General features: G+C 46.5%; 20 protein-coding genes. 3 read left to right on the top strand and 17 right to left on the bottom strand.

Annotation, left to right across the window (positions count from 1 at the left end; translation table 11 throughout):
- The first annotated feature begins 75 nt into the window (after positions 1-75).
- A complete protein-coding gene (locus WC647_07015) occupies positions 76-1446 on the top strand; it encodes a S41 family peptidase (protein ID MFA6222048.1) in 1371 nt (456 codons plus the stop codon).
- Between the two features lie 184 nt (positions 1447-1630).
- Here WC647_07015 and WC647_07020 read toward each other — a convergent pair whose 3' ends face one another.
- A complete protein-coding gene (locus tag WC647_07020; protein ID MFA6222049.1) occupies positions 1631-2785 on the bottom strand; it encodes a radical SAM protein in 1155 nt (384 codons plus the stop codon).
- Positions 2786-2963: 178 nt separating this feature from the next.
- Positions 2964-3257 (bottom strand): hypothetical protein, encoded by a 294-nt coding sequence (locus WC647_07025; protein MFA6222050.1) that lies wholly within the window; start codon positions 3255-3257, stop codon positions 2964-2966.
- A gap of 224 nt (positions 3258-3481) precedes the next feature.
- Between WC647_07025 and WC647_07030 the strand changes: the two genes are divergently transcribed.
- The gene (locus tag WC647_07030) at positions 3482-4867 is read left to right on the top strand and encodes a M23 family metallopeptidase (GenBank protein ID MFA6222051.1); all 1386 of its coding nucleotides are present in this window, start codon (positions 3482-3484) and stop codon (positions 4865-4867) included.
- 185 nt (positions 4868-5052) lie between these two features.
- On the top strand, positions 5053-5517 hold the full coding sequence (locus WC647_07035; protein ID MFA6222052.1) for a hypothetical protein: 465 nt from the start codon (positions 5053-5055) through the stop codon (positions 5515-5517).
- A gap of 58 nt (positions 5518-5575) precedes the next feature.
- On the opposite strand, the gene ybgF is transcribed toward WC647_07035, so the two are convergent.
- The 15 genes from ybgF to WC647_07110 all read right to left on the bottom strand — a co-directional run bounded on the left by ybgF (position 5576) and on the right by WC647_07110 (position 20300).
- Entirely contained in the window at positions 5576-6283 is a 708-nt protein-coding gene (gene ybgF, locus WC647_07040) for a tol-pal system protein YbgF (protein ID MFA6222053.1), read from the bottom strand.
- Between the two features lie 184 nt (positions 6284-6467).
- Positions 6468-6965 carry a peptidoglycan-associated lipoprotein Pal gene (gene pal, locus WC647_07045; GenBank protein MFA6222054.1) on the bottom strand — a complete coding sequence of 166 codons (498 nt, stop codon included), beginning with the start codon at positions 6963-6965 and terminating at the stop codon, positions 6468-6470.
- A 31-nt stretch (positions 6966-6996) separates the two neighbouring features.
- On the bottom strand, positions 6997-8319 hold the full coding sequence (gene tolB, locus WC647_07050; GenBank protein ID MFA6222055.1) for a Tol-Pal system beta propeller repeat protein TolB: 1323 nt from the start codon (positions 8317-8319) through the stop codon (positions 6997-6999).
- Positions 8316-9206, bottom strand: coding sequence for a cell envelope integrity protein TolA (locus WC647_07055; protein MFA6222056.1), 891 nt, complete (start codon positions 9204-9206; stop codon positions 8316-8318). The genes tolB and WC647_07055 overlap by 4 nt, the downstream gene beginning before the upstream one ends.
- Positions 9203-9640, bottom strand: coding sequence for a protein TolR (tolR, locus tag WC647_07060; GenBank protein MFA6222057.1), 438 nt, complete (start codon positions 9638-9640; stop codon positions 9203-9205). Before tolR ends, WC647_07055 begins: the two co-directional genes overlap by 4 nt.
- 40 nt (positions 9641-9680) lie before the next feature.
- Positions 9681-10430 (bottom strand): protein TolQ, encoded by a 750-nt coding sequence (tolQ, locus tag WC647_07065; protein MFA6222058.1) that lies wholly within the window; start codon positions 10428-10430, stop codon positions 9681-9683.
- A 323-nt stretch (positions 10431-10753) separates the two neighbouring features.
- A complete protein-coding gene (locus WC647_07070; protein ID MFA6222059.1) occupies positions 10754-11524 on the bottom strand; it encodes an AAA family ATPase in 771 nt (256 codons plus the stop codon).
- Between the two features lie 29 nt (positions 11525-11553).
- Entirely contained in the window at positions 11554-12636 is a 1083-nt protein-coding gene (locus WC647_07075) for a methionine synthase (protein ID MFA6222060.1), read from the bottom strand.
- Positions 12637-12657: 21 nt separating this feature from the next.
- Positions 12658-13572, bottom strand: a complete 915-nt coding sequence (locus WC647_07080; GenBank protein ID MFA6222061.1) for a ChaN family lipoprotein — start codon at positions 13570-13572, stop codon at positions 12658-12660.
- A gap of 76 nt (positions 13573-13648) precedes the next feature.
- Positions 13649-13957, bottom strand: coding sequence for an acylphosphatase (locus tag WC647_07085; GenBank protein MFA6222062.1), 309 nt, complete (start codon positions 13955-13957; stop codon positions 13649-13651).
- A gap of 77 nt (positions 13958-14034) precedes the next feature.
- The gene (ligA, locus tag WC647_07090; GenBank protein MFA6222063.1) at positions 14035-16098 is read right to left on the bottom strand and encodes an NAD-dependent DNA ligase LigA; all 2064 of its coding nucleotides are present in this window, start codon (positions 16096-16098) and stop codon (positions 14035-14037) included.
- 206 nt (positions 16099-16304) lie between these two features.
- On the bottom strand, positions 16305-16895 hold the full coding sequence (locus WC647_07095; protein MFA6222064.1) for a hypothetical protein: 591 nt from the start codon (positions 16893-16895) through the stop codon (positions 16305-16307).
- 31 nt (positions 16896-16926) lie between these two features.
- On the bottom strand, positions 16927-17733 hold the full coding sequence (locus tag WC647_07100; GenBank protein ID MFA6222065.1) for an ABC transporter ATP-binding protein: 807 nt from the start codon (positions 17731-17733) through the stop codon (positions 16927-16929).
- Between the two features lie 87 nt (positions 17734-17820).
- Positions 17821-19074 carry an ABC transporter substrate-binding protein gene (locus tag WC647_07105; protein MFA6222066.1) on the bottom strand — a complete coding sequence of 418 codons (1254 nt, stop codon included), beginning with the start codon at positions 19072-19074 and terminating at the stop codon, positions 17821-17823.
- A gap of 107 nt (positions 19075-19181) precedes the next feature.
- On the bottom strand, positions 19182-20300 hold the full coding sequence (locus WC647_07110; GenBank protein MFA6222067.1) for a branched-chain amino acid ABC transporter permease: 1119 nt from the start codon (positions 20298-20300) through the stop codon (positions 19182-19184).
- Positions 20301-20303 lie beyond the last annotated feature (3 nt).

Raw genomic sequence — 20303 nt, forward strand, 5'->3', positions numbered from 1 at the left:
TATGGTATCATTTTAGGATTATAAGATGGAGTCGTTTTTTAGAAATTTTTCAGATTTACTCCGTGAGGTCTTCCAATGTTGATACGGAAACCGTTTAGATTCAGTTTTAGTTTACTTCTTTGCCTGGTGTTCATCTCGATTGGACATCAAGGTCTTTGCGCCGACTCAAGCTCCAAGTCTTCTCCGGATTACAAAGAGCTTAAATTATTCAGGCAGGTAATGGAGATAGTTCGCAAGAACTATGTCAAGGAAGTCACGGACAAAGAGCTTATCCAGGGAGCAATTAGTGGAATGCTTCAATCCCTGGATCCTCATTCCTCGTATTTAACCGAGGATATGTTCAAAGAACTTCAAGTCGAAACCAAGGGGGAGTTCGGTGGTCTTGGAATCGAGATTACTCTTGATGGTGGGATTTTAACGGTCGTTTCCCCGATCGAGGACACTCCAGCCTTTAAAGCGGGCATTAAACCTGGCGACAAGATCATCAAAATAAATGGTGAACCTACTAAAAGCATCACGCTCCACAGCGCGGTTCAGCAAATGCGCGGTCCCAAGGGTACCAAAGTGACCTTGACAATAATGCGTGAAGGATTCAAGAAACTTAAGGATTTCACCATTACGCGTGACATCATCCACGTCCACTCGGTAAAAAAGGAAGCGCTTGAACCCGGTTACGGTTATGTGAAGATCGTCAGTTTTCAGGAAACCACGGATACGGATCTAATGGCCGCTATCAAGGACCTCGAAAATAATGACACTAGCAAATCAGCGGACAAAAAAGGCAAGAAAGATGACCCCCCCATGAAGGGTATGATCCTTGACCTTAGGAATGATCCAGGGGGTCTTCTGGACCAAGCGGTTAAAGTGGCCAATTTGTTCATTGACAAAGGCTTGATTGTTTATACTGATGGTCGTGTCAAAGATCAGAGAATGGAGTTCAGGGCCTCACCAGCGGGGACTCATTACAAATTCAAGCTGGCCGTCCTTATCAATGAAGGAAGCGCAAGCGCTTCGGAGATCGTCGCTGGTTGTCTGCAAGACCATGATCGCGCTCTAATTTTTGGGACAAAGTCATTTGGAAAGGCGTCCGTGCAGACGATTATCCCTCTGGACAACGGTTCGGGCCTCCGACTCACCACTGCCTATTATTACACTCCCAAAGGTCGCCATATACAAAAGACAGGGATCCTGCCGGATGTCGATTTGAAGGCTGAGATTCAAAAACGAGAAGAGGAAGAAATAGCGGCGGAAGAATGTAAGGACGGAAAGAAAGTTGAGAAAAAGCAGCCTCCAGGAGCGGGAAGATTCGGCAAAGAGACGAAGGCTGACCTGGAAAAGGATCTTGTAGTTAAGAAAGCTTTAGAATGGTTAAAATCAGACGTGTCGGTCAAGAAATTTAAACAGGAACATGAAAAACCGGCAGCAAACACTACAGCTTCGAAATAGGCCTAATTCTTGTCTGCCCTGATAGAAACTAAACAACCGGATTGGTGTTAAAATCAATCCGGTTGTTCTTTAATTCTCTCCAAAACGCATTCGTCGCTACTTAGTAGTACATCAACATATGTAGACAGTAACGGGACTTGTGTTGATTTGCGGCCGAGTTAACTGCCCTTTAATATTCAGAAACTCACACGAAGCGTCTTTTAATGGCCTGTATGTACTCCGGTATCCCACCTGGTAGTTCATTTTCGATTTGAAGTTTTGCCGCTTCCAGGCGAGATCTGACACCAGGCTCATAAAGATCATCAATAGTCCTGAAAGCCCCGCCTCTACGGCCTAACTGGAACATCAGACGATCTTTATCCGAAAGATTGAGATACCTGTCAATTGCAGCGAGGATCTTAGGTTTGTCTTCGGGCAGTTTGCCCTCGACTTCCTCCAGTAAATTCAGAACATGATCGCTGACAATGGTGGTCGTAACATTCTCCAACCTGTCTATTATATCTCTAATTTCCATGACTATGTGATCTTCATCCGGTGGGACAAATTTCCCCTGATCTACCATTTCTGCAAGAGGAGTATTGTAACGAACATACAGGGATCTAAATCTCACATAAGCTGGGTTGACCCCGTTTATTACACGAGCCGTTTCTCGGGTATGGTCTTCTGAAAATTCAATCCCTCCGATCCCAGGTATCACGTACAAACTAAGAGATATTCCTGCCTGAACTGCTCTTTTTCCACCTTCCAGTAACTGTTCCGATTTGCATCCCTTTTCTATTAAATTAAGAACTTTGTCCGAACCAGACTCCATACCTACATGAAGTCTGGATAGGCCACATTCTCTGAGTCTGATGTATTCATCGACCGTTTTTGACTTTAGAGTGGATGCGCGTGCATAGGAAGTAACTCTTAAAACATGGGGAAAACGACTACGGATATGATTGAGAATCTCAATCAGGGAATCTGTGGACAGCATCAAGGAATTCGCGTCCTGAAGAAAAATCGTTTCACCTCCTGAAGCGATCCAGTAGGCTACGGATCGAAATGAATCGGGAAGCCTTGAGTCCTTGAATACCGAAGAAATCACTTTGTTGGTGAATTCACCGGATTCCCCCATTTTCCACGAAACTTCCTTGATATCACGGCATATTTCGGCTACCGCATCGATGTCCTTCAACACGTCAGCTACGGGTCTGCGGGAAAATTTCTTCCCTTTGTATGTGGAGCAAAAGGCGCATCTATTCCAGGGGCAATTTCTGGTTACCCGCAAAAGCAAACTTCCTGCTTCACTCGGTGGTCTGATAGGACCTTGTTCAAAATCCAGTTCTTCTTTTTTCATATTTGAACGCCATAATCTTTGGAAATAAGAAAATTCGCTTTCGCGATTTTCCTGCGTTATCCCCCCGTATTCAATCTCTCTATTTGTTATTGATTATTAGATTACAGGTTGTCAATTGAGACAACCTAACTGAAATTGGCGGATCGACTCATTTCGTAAAATGGGGTTCCAACAAGCCCTATCCGCATGCGGCCCATGTCTGGTTTTCACCTGATTCGCTCGCAACCAATTCAGGAGTGTCGCCTCTTAACGTCAACGCCTTCAATGTTCGGGCAAATGAGCGACAATGCTCACAGGGATTATATGCGGATTCATAATGCTGCGCCCCGCCTCTAGCCCTCTGTGCCATCTCAATCTTAAGGTCCTTGATCTCGGAATAAATCCTTATACAGTGACGGATCGACCAACGGCCCTTAAAAACTCGACACGTGACGGCGTATTTGTCCAGCCAATTATCTTTATTTCTTTCCACGGTCGCGCCTCCCCTCGAACCAGCTATGAAGCCGGGTTCCTGAATATGGAACCATTGACCCGTTTACAATCCAACACCCTTTTTGCAATTTTGGACACTGATCCCCTTTATATGTTCCATGAAACAGGATCTCGATCTCTCAGTTTTTTTAGATTTCAAATTCCAATTGACTAAAGCTGCTTTTCATGCTAGTTTCACAGCAATTGGAGGTATGGACAAAAGCTATGGTTGACAACCGGGCTGGTTCCATAAAATTCCGTAAGCCGCGAAACCGACTACCGATCAGACTTCTGGCGTTAGTGGCGTGTGTATCTGTGGTCTGTGTAGCAGTTTTCCTCGGCCCAAGTATCGGACTCAGCATCCCTCTTTATTCTGATATCAAAAAGACATCCCCCAATTATGAATCCCCCTCGTCAGAGCCAATTTGCGCGGTAAGCAACGAAAAGTCGACCCCGGAAGAAGTAGATCCCTCTCTTAACGGATCGCAGGAGGCCACAGATGTTACGGCCCCTGGGGATACGTTAATTTCCGTGCTTACAGATAACCTGTCCGACGAACGCTCCATCAGAGAAATAGCGCAGAGTCTAGCTGCTGCAATTCAGACTTCCATCAGTGCGCCATTCACGTCTGAAACTGTTTTGCCGGCTGGAAGACGCTACAGCATAACTATAGACAGCGAAGGGCGCTTCCTTCAGGCTGTTTTAGAACTGGAGCCCGCTCATGTTTTCCATGTGGCTCGGGACGATGCCGGTTTTCGGTCATGGAAAGAAGAAGTTGTGCTCGACTTCAAAACGGAAGTGGTCTGTTTTAAAATGAAGGGAAGCTTGACCGAATCTTTACTGAGCGCTGGAGAAAACCTGGAATTGGCTTTAAAATTGGCCAATGTCTTCCGATGGGATATAGATTTCCACTCAGAGTCCGTTAAAGGAGACTCTTGCCGGGTCTTATTTGAACGACGGTACGCAGATGACAGGCCATCGGGCTATGGCCGTATTCTAGGGGCAGTTTACGACGGTAAGAAGACTGGCATGAAATACGCCGTGTTATTCAACAACGAGTATTACGATGAAAAAGGCGTAGAACTCAAAAAGAATTTCCTTAGATCTCCCCTCAGTGTCATCAGAGTTACATCAAGATATGGTTATCGATTGCACCCGGTTCTCAAAGTTTGGCGCAAACACAACGGCGTTGATTATGGGGCTAGCCAGGGTACTCCCGTATGGGCCGTCGCTGGCGGTGTCGTCACTTTCGCCGGCTGGAGCAACGGCTACGGAAATTATGTTTGTATCAAGCATGACAGCGGTTTTGAAAGTCGATACGGACACCTTCAGAGATTCTTCGTCGCTAAGGGGCAGCGGGTTAAACAGCGTCAGAGGATCGGTTTAGTGGGCATGACAGGAATTGCCACAGCGCCTCATCTTGATTTTCAACTTCTCGTTCATAATAAACACGTTGACCCCTTAAGAGTCACTATGGTCAAGAGCCTTAAGACCGTCCCTGGTCCTCTGGCTTTACGGTTCTCCTCTCTCACGAATGAGAGATTGAACGTCTTGAAGGGCATTATGCTCACAAGAGGCTCAGATCAATTGACAAAGCTCATCTTGGAATAAGCTAGCTCATACAAATATCCACCCTTTCAATCCACACAAACATATAGTTCAATTCAACTCATGCTACGGGTTTGATAGCGCGACACTGTAAGAATTAGACATATCATCTCCGAATTCTTGACCCATTCAACACGACCTAGTATAATAGGATTGATGAAAGGTATTCTGAACGGAGATCGTCATAAATGAAGAAGATTTTTGTCATTATCGTGGTTATCGTTTCTCTTAGTCCGGTTACATCCAGCTTTGCTTTCCTGGACTATTTGTTTTCCGGCTCGTCGAGCAGAGACGCGATAGACAATTCCGCGGTGGGCGATCTGCGCCAATGGTGGACAGGAAACCCGGCCTATACCTTCAATCCCTATTACTCCGGCTCCGGAATGCCTCAGGGTCAACAGCAGCCCGGTCAGGCTCCCCAGGTAGCTCAACCTCAGCAACCCATAATCAATTATTACCCACCCTCTCAGGGAGCAGCGTCTTATCCATACACTCAACAACAGGCTCCAACCCAACAGGTTCCCCAGCAGCAAATGCAATATGGGTATGGGCAGCCTCAACAATCTTACCAGCCCCAGGGCATGCAGCCCCCAGCTCAATATCAGACAGCCCCTCAAGCATATCAGCATCAACAAGGCAATCCACAACAGTGATATTTGCTTGAAAGCTTATCGCCCGCCTATTATGATGATCGGAGTTGTCTATTTGGGGCTATTCTGAGGACGCCGTAATGGATTTTAATCTCGCGGCGGCTAGTCTGCCGTGAACTGTATGTGGGAAATTTTTAACTATTTTCTGAAAGATGATTTTTGCAGATTTAGTATCACCCATTTTCTCAAATGCCTGCCCTTGTTTGAATTGGGCGCTAAGCTCTTTTTTGGAACCGGGATATTCCTTAATCACACGATCAAACAGGAGCACCGCCTCTTCAAAACGACCCTGTTCCAGTCTCGCTTCGCCTATCCAGTAGATTGCGTTAGGCGCAAACTGGCTCTTTGGATACTTTTTTAAAAAATCCTCAAACTGTGTTATCGCATTCTCCAAGGCCCCACTTTTGAATGTGGAGTATGCTGCTCGGTAGACCTTCTCATCAGCCGTTAAGGGCATGTTCCGCACTTCGGTCACCTCGTCTGACTGACCTAGCGCAGCAGCATCCGCCGAAGACTTTCGAGCGCCCCCGCTACCCGCCTTAGCATTGTAATCAGACGGCTGAGTTGAGGCGATTTTCTGGTTTCCATCTACACCGGTGGTCTGATTCTTTTGAGTGTCAATGCCTAGCTGTCGCTCGACTTGACTTAACCGGTCCTGAAGGGCTCTCACTGATTTGTCTCCACCGGAAGCTTCGAGCCTTTCGAGCGTGTCTCTGATTTTCTGGAGTTCCACCTCAAGATCCTGAATTTTCGTAGCGGTTGCAGCCACATTGGTGTCTTGGGGATTTGACGAATTCGCTGGCTTTATATAGGGCAGAGAAGGATTAACCGTCCTGGTTAAACAGCCACCACTTAATAGGACAAGGAAAATTGGTATGATATAAATGAGGCGCGTCATCTTGCTTTTAGCCTCATCTTTAGAGTTTTTTTACACATGGGTCATGTTCTTTACATTATTTCGCAACACGTAGATAAACCCTTCGATTCTTCGCCCAGGCTTCTTCGTTGTGATTCGGATCAACCGGCAATTCTGAACCGAAGGAGACAGTACTCAAGCGATTACTTGGAATTCCCAGCGCCGTCAGTCTTGCAACCACGGAACCGGCCCTTCTTTCACCAAGGGCCAGGTTGTATTCCGCCGTTCCCCGCTCATCACAATTACCTTCAGCCACAACATTCAAATTCGGATAACGTTTCAGGACCTCAGCGTCGTAATCTATCGCAGCTTGGGCTTCCGGGCTTAGAGTGTAATTGTCGAAGTCAAAATATACCGTTTTCAGAGTTGTTTGCACACCCTGAAGTTCACCTTCCGCAATGGCTCCTGGTCCCGCCAGGCCAAATCCAGGGACAGGTCCTTCGTTCTGCTTCACTATCTTCCTGGCGCATCCACTGGTGAGAGCGGCTATTACCGAGAAGGCCACTACATAGATTATAAGGCGCCGAATGTCCATCGCTCTTCTTCTCCTTTTTCCCGAGCCCACGTCATTTGAGTCTCGGAGACCACGCCGGACTACGACCGGGAATTCCAGAAACCGGAGCTTGAACCGTACCTTTGGCATCCATTACGCTGATGCGCTTTGCTCCGTCCAAATTCGACTGATAAGTGATCATTCGCCCGTCCGGTGACCACGAGGGATCCTGATTGGAACCCTTGTTCGTAAGAACCTTAAAGTCGCTTCCGTCAGGCTTGATAACACAGATTTGAAACCGACCGTCTACCTTGGCTGTAAATGCCAGTTGGTCACCCCGTGGGGACCAATCCGGATCAGTATTGTAGGAGGAAGATAAAGTAACTCGTTTAGGTTCTCCTCCATTGACCGGAACAGTATAAATTTGGGGGGTTCCTGCCTGGTCCGAAACATATGCTATGTTAGCGCCGTCCGGCGACCATGTGGGTGAAATATCATTTCCCAAACCGTTAGTCAATTGTTTTATTATGTTTCCTTGGGTATTTATAATAAATAGCTTAGGTATTGATTTAACACTTAAGGATAGAGCGATCATGGATCCATCAGGAGAAAAACGTCCCGACGCATTAAGTCCTCTCCTTTGGGATACGGGGATCACCCTTTGTCCATCCGACGTTACGTACCAGAGATCGGGATTTCTGTTGATATATGAAGTAAAAATAAGGCCTTTTCCGTCTGGAGCCCACGCCGGAGAAAGATTTATCGTTCGTGTATTAGTCAGTTGACGGAGATTGGCGCCATCATAATCCATAGTAAAAATTTCTCGCGTTCTTGAGTCATCTGTGAATGCGATCTTTGCTGTAAAACAACCGGCAATGTTGGTTATTTTCTCCATCACCCGATCATCAAACATATGAATCATGTAACGATAATCCGTGATTGCGCCGGTGTATCTTTTGCCCAAGTCTAGCTTTTGCAGAGCGATATCATAAAGTTTGGCTTCGATGGTCAACTGATTCCCATTAACTTGAAATGAGCCCATGATGAGAGCCTGCGCTCCAGTCTTGGAAAGAGCGTTAATGTCGGGCTCACCATTTTGATTCATCGGCAGGGGTTGAGGAGCTGGAATGATTTCGAATAGGCCACTGAATGTAAGGTCATTCTTAACGATTGAAGCCATGTCCGCCCCATTTGGAGAACCCGGTTGACCACTATGAAAGTCCGCTACCATAATCGGCATTTTACCTAAGTTTGGGTTGTCCAAATCCAGTAGAAGTTTTGCGGCGGCGGAAGAGCAAAATAGACAGAACAGGGTAAACACGCTTAGCAGAATTATTCTCGAGGGACGATTACCGGTAGGAATATTCGTAATACGGTTCACTTGTTCAAATATCATTGTAGCCCACCGGGCGTAAATCTAAGGGCTAGGCCTCCGGCGGATCGAATCTTGTCAGAGACTTCAGCCGGCATTGGAGGAAACGGAGAAGCCTGGTAGATTGCTCTCATTGCTGAACTGTCAAAAAACCTGTCGCCTGAACTGGAGTCTATTGTCGCTTCGAGCAGTCGACCATCATCCGTTAGCTGAACAGAAATTATGGTAACTTGAGACGCTCTCTGCTCATCCCCGAATACCGACCATCTGGAGTTAATCCTGTTTCGCACAGCCTCAAACCAACGCGATATTTCTACATCGCCGGACGAACTATTTCCCGTCATTTTTCCACCAGAGCCCGCGGGTGTATCGAGTCCCCTGGGACTTTTGTTAGTGGGCTTGTCCGATTTCTTAGAATCCAGATCCTTTTTTATCGCTGCCAAACGCTTTTCCAGGAAATCGTTTTGGCCATTTGTTTTCTCAGGATCGGGCTTTGGCTTCTCATTTTTCGGTTTTGTCTCCGCAACTTTTTTCTTGGGCTCGATCTTTTCTGGCTTTTGTTTCCTCTTTTTCATCTGAATGGGAGCAGGCGCTTCGGCTTTAGCAAAAACAGTTTTTAGCCTCTCTATTTCCAAACTAGGCCTGCGAGGAGGTTCTGCTGATTCGAATGAGGGCTGGGGCGGAGCGCTTGAAGTAAGTAGTTCTGGTGTCTGTGCGGAGGCAGCGTTCGAGGACGGTTTTGACTCGACTAACCTCACACTGGTTACGCTAAAATCAGGAATTTTAGCTCTGACGGTGAAGTACTTCGCTCCAACAATGAGCAAGAGAATAGCAATCAGGTGAACACTGGCCGATACCGCCAGCATTCTGGGCGAGGCTCCACTATCAAGTTTCAGAAGTTCCGTGGTCATTTAGGGGATTTACCAGAATCCTCCTGAGGGGTGGTAATCATTCCCAGGTTAGCAATTCCTGCGGTTTTCAGGCTTCCCATGATTCTAACTACATTGCCATAGGGAACGCTCTTATCGGCTCGCAAAAAAACTTCCCGGTTGGGTTTATCTTTGGTAGCCTCCTGGATACTTGAGGCCAGTTGATCTTCTGTGACTGCCCTATCGTTAACGAAAATCGACCCGTCCCCAGAAACTGATATAATAATTTCATCATGTTGCTGAGCTTTTTCGATCGGTTCTCCTTTGGCTGACGGTAGTTCTACGGATACCCCTTCCTGGAGCATGGGAGCCGTTACCATAAAAATGATAAGCAACACCAGCATCACATCGACAAGCGGCGTGACGTTTATATCCGCCATAGGGGCCCGGTTACTTCGATTTAGGCTGAACGCCATTCTGAAGCCTCCTGAAATTCAATTATGTGAAGCCCCAAGGTTATTTGCGCTTCCAGTAGATTCGTTCAATTATGTTAATAAGTTCTGACGAAAAGTTATCCATTTCGGTAGAAATTACATTTATTCGGCCTAGAAAGTAGTTGAAGAAAATGACTGCCGGGATAGCAGCGGCCAGACCGGCTGCAGTCGCAATCAGAGCCTCTGCGATTCCAGGCGCGACAACAGCTAGAGAAGCGCTTTTCATCGCGCCTATATTACGAAATGACTCCATGATTCCCCAAACAGTCCCAAACAGACCTATGAAAGGAGCTGAAGATCCCGTAGTAGCCAGAAAGTTTACTCCTCTCTCTAACCTGGCTCTTTCCGCTGTGACCGCCTGTTGCAAGGAACGTATGATGTTGTCCATTCCGGTCCGTTCATATTCCGGCTCTCCGTTCGCGTCTGTCGAACCCTTTTGTCCGCCGGCTTGCAGGCGTGAAAGACGGCTTAGTTCCGCGTAACCGGCTTTGAAAACGTGCGCCAAAGGACTATGCGTAAATTGTTTTGCTTCAGTATAAAGCGTGGAAAATTTCCGGGATTCCCGGAAAGCGTCAAAAAACAGCTGAGTGTGTTTTCTCGCTCTTGAAAGAGTGATTGCTTTTGTGAGTATTATTCCCCAACAAATAACCGAGAATATCAACAATATCAGCATAACGCATTTAACGACAATTCCGGCCCCCATTATGATTGCCCACATGCTTTGATCGTTCAAATTCTGGACCGGAAGCGCCGTCAGATAAGCGTTGAGCATAGGTAATTCCCCTTTCAGTCAGTCCATGACTAATTAATCTATTAGACAATGTATGTCAAGTTTTACATGTATTTAGTATATGTTATACCATTTTATTAAATCTTTTTATAATTTAAGACAGCTCAGTGAGTCGAGAGTTCCATAATCCCATCGATCTTTCATCCGATATTCCCTTGTAATGATTCATAGGAACCGGAGATGGTTCGGGAAAAGAAAAATGTTCCTCACCCGAATCCACCTGCAGATTGGATCGACGGTTAGTTGACCCCGAGGTTGAATAGCGGTTCGATCAGGCTGGATTTGTGGCGGTATTTACGAAACAATCAACCCAAGACGTTTATATCCTGGAGCATCCTGCGCACCGCAAGATATGCTATGGAATCAGATGGAATGTCAACCAGCGGCTTGCCTTCCAGGTCCAGAGCTACCAGTTGCTCGTCGTAAGGGATCAGGGCCAAAGGCGCCGAAGGCAGAGCCTCTATTTCCCCAAGGGTAGTTTTAGGTAGATCGGCCAAAGTGCCCTGAACACGGCTCAACACTATGTGCTGATTGTGGATTCTGCCTTCCATTTCGTCGATCAACTGATAAATTCGTCCTATTGTCCTAACGCTTCTTGGGGATGGATCGGATATTATGAACAAATGGTCGACTTCCTCCTCGGTTCGCCTCGAGAGGTGCTCCATACCGGCTTCATTGTCGATAATTACGAACTTGTAGTTGGTGGTTAATCTGGATATGACATCTCGAAGTATATTGTTGGCCATGCAATAGCAGCCTGGACCCTCAGGACGTCCCATTGACAGAAAGTCCAAATCTTTAGTTTCCTCAAGGTTGGCCTGGATCTGGTAATCCATGAAACGGTCCCTGGTCATGCCCCCTGGGATGTCCTCACCCATCTTCCTCGCGTCTTCCCTTATACACCCTACGCTTTTGGGTTCCCGTATCCCAAGGACTTCATGAAGGTTTGAGTTTGAATCCGCGTCTATCGCTAATAAAGGCCTCTGACCATTATCTATAAGGTTTTTGATTATCAGTGATGTAATAGACGTTTTCCCGACGCCGCCCTTTCCTGCAACCGCAAGGGTTATTCCCATGTTGTTTCCTTTCCAAGAAAATTATTGCGCTAGTTGTTAAAGATGTTTTCAAATTTCGTTTCGTCAATTTTAGATAGTATAGAATAGACTTTTTCGGTTTCCTCGATAGTCAGGCTAGAGCAACCACAGGCCGGCGTAATTATAATATTGTTCAGTAGCAGTTCCCTGTTTATGCCTTTTTCCTCTAAAAGAAGCAAGCCTTTACGAAGTCTTTCAAATGTCAAATCTGTGGATTCCTGATTTATTCTGGAATCATTTGGGACTGCGCCCCACGCCAGGACACCGCCACGCTCCAAAAAATTCGACAATTGCTTGGGATAGATCGCCAAAGAATCCAGATAGTCTACAGCGTCAAAATTTATAATATCCACTGTTGTTTGCATCAGCAACGACCAGTCGGTGTTTCCACAACAGTGGACCCCTGTGATTGCGCCAACGGAAGAGGCCATCGAAAAAACTTCGTTGAGAGAATCAATGACATCCGAGCTAGAAACTCCCAGGAACGCTGAAGAACCATAAGCGCTGAGACTCGGCTCATCAAAAAATAAAATTACGTTATCCGAAAATGGCTTCATTTTTTCAACCAGCCACATTGCCTTTAATCCCATTCCCTTCACCGCAATGTCCCGGAATACAGGATGGTAAAATATCGGCTTGCCATGTTCATCGGTAACGGACAGGGCAAAACTTAACGGGCCGGTAACCTGGGCTTTTAGGAACGAAGATTTGGAACGCTCCTCGATCAGCCGCTCTATAAACAGTTCGATGCCGAGTCCATAGTCCCTGGTGATTTCAAAGGCTTCGCTGGGCGATCCTTCCAGAATTTTAAGATATTCTTCGTAAAATTTCTCGACGGAAACGGATGACTCGTCAGAAGTGTCAAAGAAATATTTGAGATTTTCTAAATCAACCTGGAAACCAGGGAGCTTTTCAGAAAATTGAATCCACATCTGTTCACGAGGGTCGCGTCTTGAGAGTTGAGGCAAATGGGGAGCTGTTTTCAATGAATTCAATATTAGATCAACGGCTGCGGTTGCGTCCGTATGCGGCATGCTGCCAATAGCGCTGGTAAGAAGTCTCGGAAGCGCCCCTGTCATACAATTTCCTGCCATTTTTCCACCTCAATTACTCTTTCAATTCTTGTCAGGTTGTTTCTCAGCAATATTCCTGTGGTCCTTGATTTGATCGCTACCATCGCTTTTGATGGGAAGCACACTCAAATAGTCTGCAATCGGTTTATCTATGAAGCTCAAGTCTTCATGAGATATCTCTATATCCACCGCCTGTTGTTTCTCAGCTTCAGAAAGCTCGAGTTCACCGCTTTCAGAGGGTAAAATTATTCGGAAATTTACATCAATGCGACTTTTCACCCTTTCAGGAATTCCAAACCCATAGTTTAGATGTCCACTACCTGCTATTACTACCAACAGCCTGTTCTTTGTGGTGGGGTCTTCGAGATATCGAGTTATATTCGAGGCCATTACAGTATCTCTCAACGCCTGAGCAAAAATAATCCTCTTAAGGGATTTCTCTTGAAATGCGCGATGAACCTGTAGCTTAAGTGACAGAATTCTGGCATAGAGCGGATTAATGGGTTCTACGTCGCGAGGCGCCAGAGCTTTTTCGTCTTGGGATAAAGATTCCAATCCTCCTCGTGCCACTTTGCGAACAATTCCATTCGAAATATTCAAACCAACTACCGGAATTTTTAGATCTCTAGCTGCAACAAGAACAGGCGCATAGTCCATCAGGTTCGTCCACCGATCTTCACCCAGGTTATTGACTAAAACCGATACCGGTTCTCCAGAAGACAACCAGCGATCAATAACTGGCTGTTGTCCCGCCGTAAACATTTCCATGGCAAGTGAGACATTAGGGTTACGTTGGGCGAGACCCCGTAAAATATCGACTTCTAGTTCATGGTGACGCTTTATGGTATGAAACTCACCTACATAGACTATCCGGGTTCCGGACATGTCATCGAGCGCTGTTTCGATAGGGACAGGTTCACCAAGCAGCAAATCAATTATTATTGAGGGGCATAACATCGAAGCGCTACTTACTTTTGATCCATATAAACAAAACGTCAGAGACCAAATTAAGAGAAAAATTAAATTCAGGATTTTAGCGGACACGCCACGATTCCCACGTGTCAAAAACAATGTCAAAATCTACAAAGCTTCCTGATGGCTTTTCTTCGATGATCACGACATCATCCACCCGCCCGTGAGGGCTCCCCTTTTTCAACCACGCAAGCATCAGACTCACACGCTCAGGATCACCTTCAAGAACAGTTTCTACAGAGCCATCCGGTAGATTCCTGACCCAGCCCAATACTCCTATTTCCCTCGCTGCGGACCTGGCATAGGCTCGAAAAGCCACTCCCTGTACTCTGCCCTTGACTACGACCCGGCGTCTGATCTTGGATGTCATTTTTTAAACCGCCCGTCAAATAAATTGGCGCCATCACAGAACACTTCATCCAGATGATGGTTTCCAAACCCAATCCCCTATGTCTGTTTATCCGAAACTCCTGTCAAGGCTATAAACTCATTTTCGGATAGAATTCGGATGCCAAACTCTCGGGCTTTTTCAAGCTTGGAGCCCGGATCCTCTCCCACAACTACAAAGTCAGTTTTTTTGGACACTGATGATCCTACTATTCCGCCTGCATCTTCAACCATTTTTTTCGCAGCGCTCCGGGGAATGGATATTGATCCCGTAAAAACTACCGTTTTCCCTTCAAAAAAACCAGCTTCAACATTAGCCGGTTTATTCTCCCTTTTCAGAGAAACACCCGCGGAAAGTAGTCTTTCTATCATTCTCCTGTTTCGCTGTTCAGTGAAAAAAGACACAACAGATTGCGCCACCTCCGGACCAATTCCGGGAATTTTCCTCAATTCGATAGAGTCCTTTTCCGCTAATGATTCAAGATCCCCAAAAGATTGGCTGAGCAATCTCGCTGCACTGGCCCCAACTAGAGGGATTCCAAGACTGAAGATGAAACGGTCCAAAGAGACCTGTTTGGCCCTGTCTATAGCATTGATCAAGTTGCCGGCGGACTTCTTTCCCATTCGTTCCATCACGGTCAGAGTGTCTACATCAAGGTAAAATATGTCTGCGGGGTCCTTGACAAGACGCTCATCAACCAAGCGCTCGACGAGTTTTTCTCCAAGCCCCTCAATGTCCATGGCGTCCCTTGAAGCGAAGTGCTTTATAGTTTCTTTCAATCGAGCCGGACATGAAGAGTTGACACATCTTTTCGCAGCCTGCCCTTCCAGTCTCACTGCATCTGAACCACAGACCGGACATTGGTCGGGAATAGTATAGGGGAGGCTGTGCGTGTCTCTGAATTCGGATTTTACTCTCACAACTTCCGGTATGACATCACCGGCTCGTTGAATCACTACGATGTCGCCTTCTCTTATGTCCTTCCTGTCTATCTCGTCTTGATTGTGAAGTGTAGCTCTACTCACCCTCACTCCTCCAACGTTTACCGGTTCCATGATGGCGACGGGAGTTAGAACTCCTGTTCTGCCCACTCCAACTTCAATACGAACGACTTTTGTCTCCGCCTGCATGGGTTCGAATTTGTAGGCGACGGCCCATCTTGGCGATCTGCTCTTTGTCCCAAGTTCAGATTGCCAATCCAGTGGATTAACTTTTATCACAGCTCCATCAATTTCGAACTGCAGTTTATCTCGAACTTCATTTAACGTCTTATAATGATTCAGAACGGCTTGGACCCCGTGACAGAGCATCGTATGTTCCAGGTTAGCCGGGACTCCAAGATCAAACAAAGCATGGAGCAACTCAATCTGGGTTTTTACTGACGCGCCTTCTATCCTTCCAATTCCATGGGCGAGAAATCTAAGCCTTCTTTGAGCGGTTATTGAAGGGTCAAGTTGACGCAATGACCCAGCGGCAGCGTTTCTGGGATTTGCGAACGAGGCTTGTCCCATTTCATCTCTTTCCCTATTTAGAGAATCAAAATCAGATCTTCTCATGAAGACTTCGCCTCTAATGTCCAAAAGAGACGCTCCAGAGAGAGGTCCCAAAGCTCTGAGGCCCAATGGAATCGACTTTATCGTTTTGACATTGGCTGTGACATCCTCGCCTGTCGTGCCATCCCCGCGAGTCCCTGCCGACACAAGCAGCGCATTCTGATAAACCAACTCTATTGCTACTCCATCCAGCTTGGGCTCAACGAGATAAGGGACAACCCCTATCGTGCCAAGGAGTTTGCGCGTCTTTGCGTCAAAATCAATCAGTTCCTCTTCGTCAAAGATATTTGATAGAGAAAGCATGGGGATAGCATGAGACGTCTGATCGAATTTGTCTAAAGCCTTCCCCCCTACCCGCACAGTAGGTGAATCAGGTGTCACAAATTCGGGATACTTGTTTTCTAACTGTGCAAGTTTTCTGAAAAGGATATCATATTCCCTGTCCGAGATTTCTGGAGAATCCATGACATAATAAAGGTGATCATGTTTCCTGATCAGGTCCTTTAAGCCTTCAATTTCGGCTTGTACATCGTTGGACCGGTCCGACTGGAAATTTATTTCACTACCCATCTTTTGGCTCTTCAAAAATGGAAGATCAGTTTATGAAACGGTTCGCAGATAATTCGAAAGAATTAATTTGCCATAAACCCCTGAAAACGGCAATCGTGAAAAAAAAAGGCCCAACAAGGGCCACATAATCTAAATCAACAATGGAACTTTTATGTTAAATAGCCGAGCCGTAGATGATACGGCTCGCAAAAAATCCGACCTCGGTATTACTTCTTGGGAAACTTGCCCGAGAAGGTCACTCTCATCTCTTTTCCCTTGTCATCTTTGAACAGGGCTGTCCCTGCAGTAACCTCTATTGGAAATGAAAAATCGCCAACATTTTCCCACCATTTTTTCACAAGCGCTCCCGCTGAGGTCTTCTGTTGCTGGATTTTCTGGGAATTTTCAGCTCCAACCATCAGACTTGTAATCGTAGGGAGCGTTTCATTGGTGGTAACAACCTTAAGTTGATTGGTTTTTCCCCCAGGAATCCAGCTATCTTCATAGGAAAAAGCAGTATTGATCTCATAGCCCTCAAATGCGGTGCTAAATGTCAGTTCATCCAGCATGACTGGGGTTTTGTTGGGGTTCTTGATGTTGAAGATGTATGCCATGTTCAGGATACCGCCTGCAGGCAACTCTTTTCCAGGTTCTTTTTCATTCTTGTATTCAACTCGCGGTTTAACGAAAAAAGGTTGAATACTTGCGACTTCAACTCTGTCCAGTGTAACTACCGGGGCTTCAAAAGCCAAACATAGGGATGCAAGAGCGAATGAAACCAACAAAGCCGTAGCGCCTAAAAATGCGCCTTTTTTCATGTTCCCTCCTCATGATGCCTTAATGGCGAGGTTAAGAGAGCCACCGTTTTCTACGTTTATAGTGTTTAACATCACGAAAACTCTTTCGACCACCAACATCGGTTAAACCTAAATAGAAATCTCGAATGTCGGGGTTTTCTTTGAGTTTTTCCGAGGTGTCATCCATTACTATACGTCCATTTTCCATCACATATGCGTATGGAGCGACGGTCAGGGCGAGTTTAACATTTTGCTCGACCAACAGAATCGGAATCTTCTCTTCTCTGTTGAGACGCTGAATAATCTCGAAGATTTCTTTTATGAGAAGCGGAGCTAGCCCCATGGACGGTTCATCCAAGAGCATGAGCTTTGGCTGGGCCATCATGGCCCTTCCAATAACGCACATCTGCTGCTCTCCACCGCTAATAAATCCCGCCATTAAGTTTCTGCGATCCTTAAGTCGCGGAAAATAATGATAAACCATATCGAGCCTGTCTTTTAAACCCGATGGCCGCAAATGACCTCCAACCACAAGATTCTCCTCAACAGTCAGATGCTCGAATACTCGTCTTCCTTCGATAATCTGAAAAATACCCCTTTTGGCTATCTCTTCAGCCGGCAGCTTATGAATCCGGTCGCCCAGGAATTCTATAGCTCCATCTGTAACTTCGCCGTCTTCGTGATTGAGCAGCCCTGAAATCGCTTTTAGAGTTGTGCTCTTTCCGGCTCCGTTAGCCCCCAAAAGAGCGACTATCCCACCATGCGGGACCTGTATCGACACTCCCTTGAGGACAAGAATTACCTCATGGTACCTGACCTCGATATTGTTAATCTTCAAGATGCTGTTGTTCTCGGCCACAACCGTCTCCCTTTTTCGCCATGCTGACCCGCTTCTTTCCCTGCGGGTCGCAAACAGAGGAGCGCAAAGCGCTCCTCAATGACCATTTTACCAGCCAAGCCATTTGGCCCATTGTTCTGGGAATTTCTCTTTCATGTTGATCTTTTCAAAGAGAACGATCTTACCGTCTTTGATCCTGTACAGACTGACCACAGGTGTTGGGCGATGGTCCTTGTCGGTTATTGTGAATGGTCCTACACCGAGCGCGTTTTTGGTGTCAAAAGGATACCAGTCCTTAAGGCTTTCTAGAGCAGCCTTCACAGAAGGACCATCGAGATTACCCTTCTTGTCCGCAATTTTCAGCCCTGCTGCAGCTAGAGATACCTTCAGCCAACCCTGCGAAGTATGTACGTCACGTTTGTCCATAGGCACACCAGGGTTTATCTTCTTGCAGTATTCCCGAACCTTATCCATGTATGGAACTTCATCTTCCACGAAAGCGCAAGGCGCTGGGAATATTGCCCCCTCTCCAGCCTTGCCCGTCAGTCTGACGAGGTTTTTGTCAAGACCCCAAAGGTTAGTTAAGTTATCGGCGTCAAATTTCAGGGCGTAAGAATCCTTAATAGCCGTTGCCACCGACATGGCGGTGTTTCCGTGCCAAACCACGTTAGCCTCGTCTTCCTTAGCGGCGAGGACCTGGCTCTTCGCGTCAAGAGCTGTCAAAGAAACGTCCTGATCTCTGGCGACTTCTATGCCTAACAACGCCGCCTGATCTTTGATCGCCTTTATTGGGGCACTGGCATAAGGAGAGGCGAACATGTAAAAACAGACAAGTTTAGGCTTCTTGCCGGCTTCACGAGCGGATTTCCATTTATCACTCTTCTTCCATACATTTTCATACCAGCCAGTGAGACAGCCCCTGGCACCGGTTGAATAGTCTGTGCTGTAGACAAAATTATATGGGGTTTTTGCCGGATCGCACAAATGGCCCGACATAGAGTCGGAGATCGTTACCATCTTGTCCTTATTAACAGTTGGAGAAAGAGCTTCAGTGTCTCCAGTTCCCCATTGCATCAACAACTTGATCTTGTCTTGATCTCTGAACCGCTTGTAGATCGTTATAGCTTCCGGAACCCTGTAGCCATAATCAAAAAGACGCAGCTTGATTTTCTTTCCATTAATTCCACCACTGTCATTAATGTAGGCCACACATTCTCTAACCCCGAGGGCAGCGTCCTTGCCAACGTCCGACGTCGCTCCGGTCAGGTCGTTGATCGAACCAACCGAGATTTCTTCTGCCGCATAGGCCATTGAACAAGCCAGCGCCAGAACCAAACTGAAAAGAAAAATCCTCTTACTCATTCTAAACCTCCGTTTTGTTTTTCATCAGTTGTGAATGAAGTGTTTGCCTGCGACCCGGTCTATCTCAGTTTTACGCACCTCCTCTCAGATAAACAGGTAGCAAGAGTCTACTTACCGGTGTACGAGAATGGCCAAAGATTAAAATAGTTTTTTATTTGCCAGTATCTGTACGAAAGTCCATTGGGTTCATAGATGAGGAAGAAGATTATTGCCAATCCAAAGGCGGATTCCTTGAAAAATATTATTTTCGTTGTGACCCAGCCCCACTCCGGGTACGAAACCATCAGGACATCACTGAGACTAAGGACCGACATTTCCAACAACTTGAATACCATAACTACAAAAGCTGACCCAAACACAATCCCCTGTATGCTCCCTACACCACCGATCAGAATGATCCCTACCCATAGGAGAGAATAGAACCATTCGTAATTTTCAGGGCTTACAAAGAACAAAGCGCTAATCCAGAAGGCCCCTGCTATACCCGCGAAAAAGCCTGCCACAAAGAATGCCAGTAGCTTATACACGACTATATTGACCCCCATGGTCTCAGCGGCGATATCGTTGTCTCGTATGGCTATCCAGGCCCTACCCATTTTGGAGCGAAGCAGATTACCCATCGCAATGAGGCATATTAGAACAAGTATGACCGAGAAATAATAGATTTTGTCATCGCTATCTATTACCCACGGGCCGATCTTAATGACACCTGGAGGCAGAGGGAAGGACTGCTCCCGACCCCCTATTTTACTCAACTGGGTAATCACCAGGCGCAATGTTATCCACTGGGCGGCCATCGTGGTCATAATCAGGTAAAAACCTTTGACCCTTGCGGAAGGTAAACCGAATAAAACCGACCAGAGTCCGGCGGTAAAACCTGCGCAAACAATGCTGATCGGATAGACGAGGCCGGCGTCCACCATAAACTGAGGCCACGGGAGGAACAGTACCATCATAGCGCTGGTATACCCTCCAACGGCGACAAACGCAGCGTGCCCCAGCGTGATCTGCCCACAATAGCCAATAAGAAGCTGTACTCCGAGCGCTGCCAGGATGTAATAGTTGATTGTGTAAAAAACGCTGAGCCACTGGGAACCGACAATGTATGGGGCCGCCACAAGCAATAGGACCATGAAGATCATCTTGCCTTTAATAAAATTTGTACGCCACCACTTCTGATCATCCGCGTAGGACTCAAAATAAGTTCCACAAGGTAGATAGCTCATCGG

The organism is Desulfomonilaceae bacterium (assembly GCA_041662605.1).
GTDB lineage: Bacteria > Desulfobacterota > Desulfomonilia > Desulfomonilales > Desulfomonilaceae > CAJBEZ01.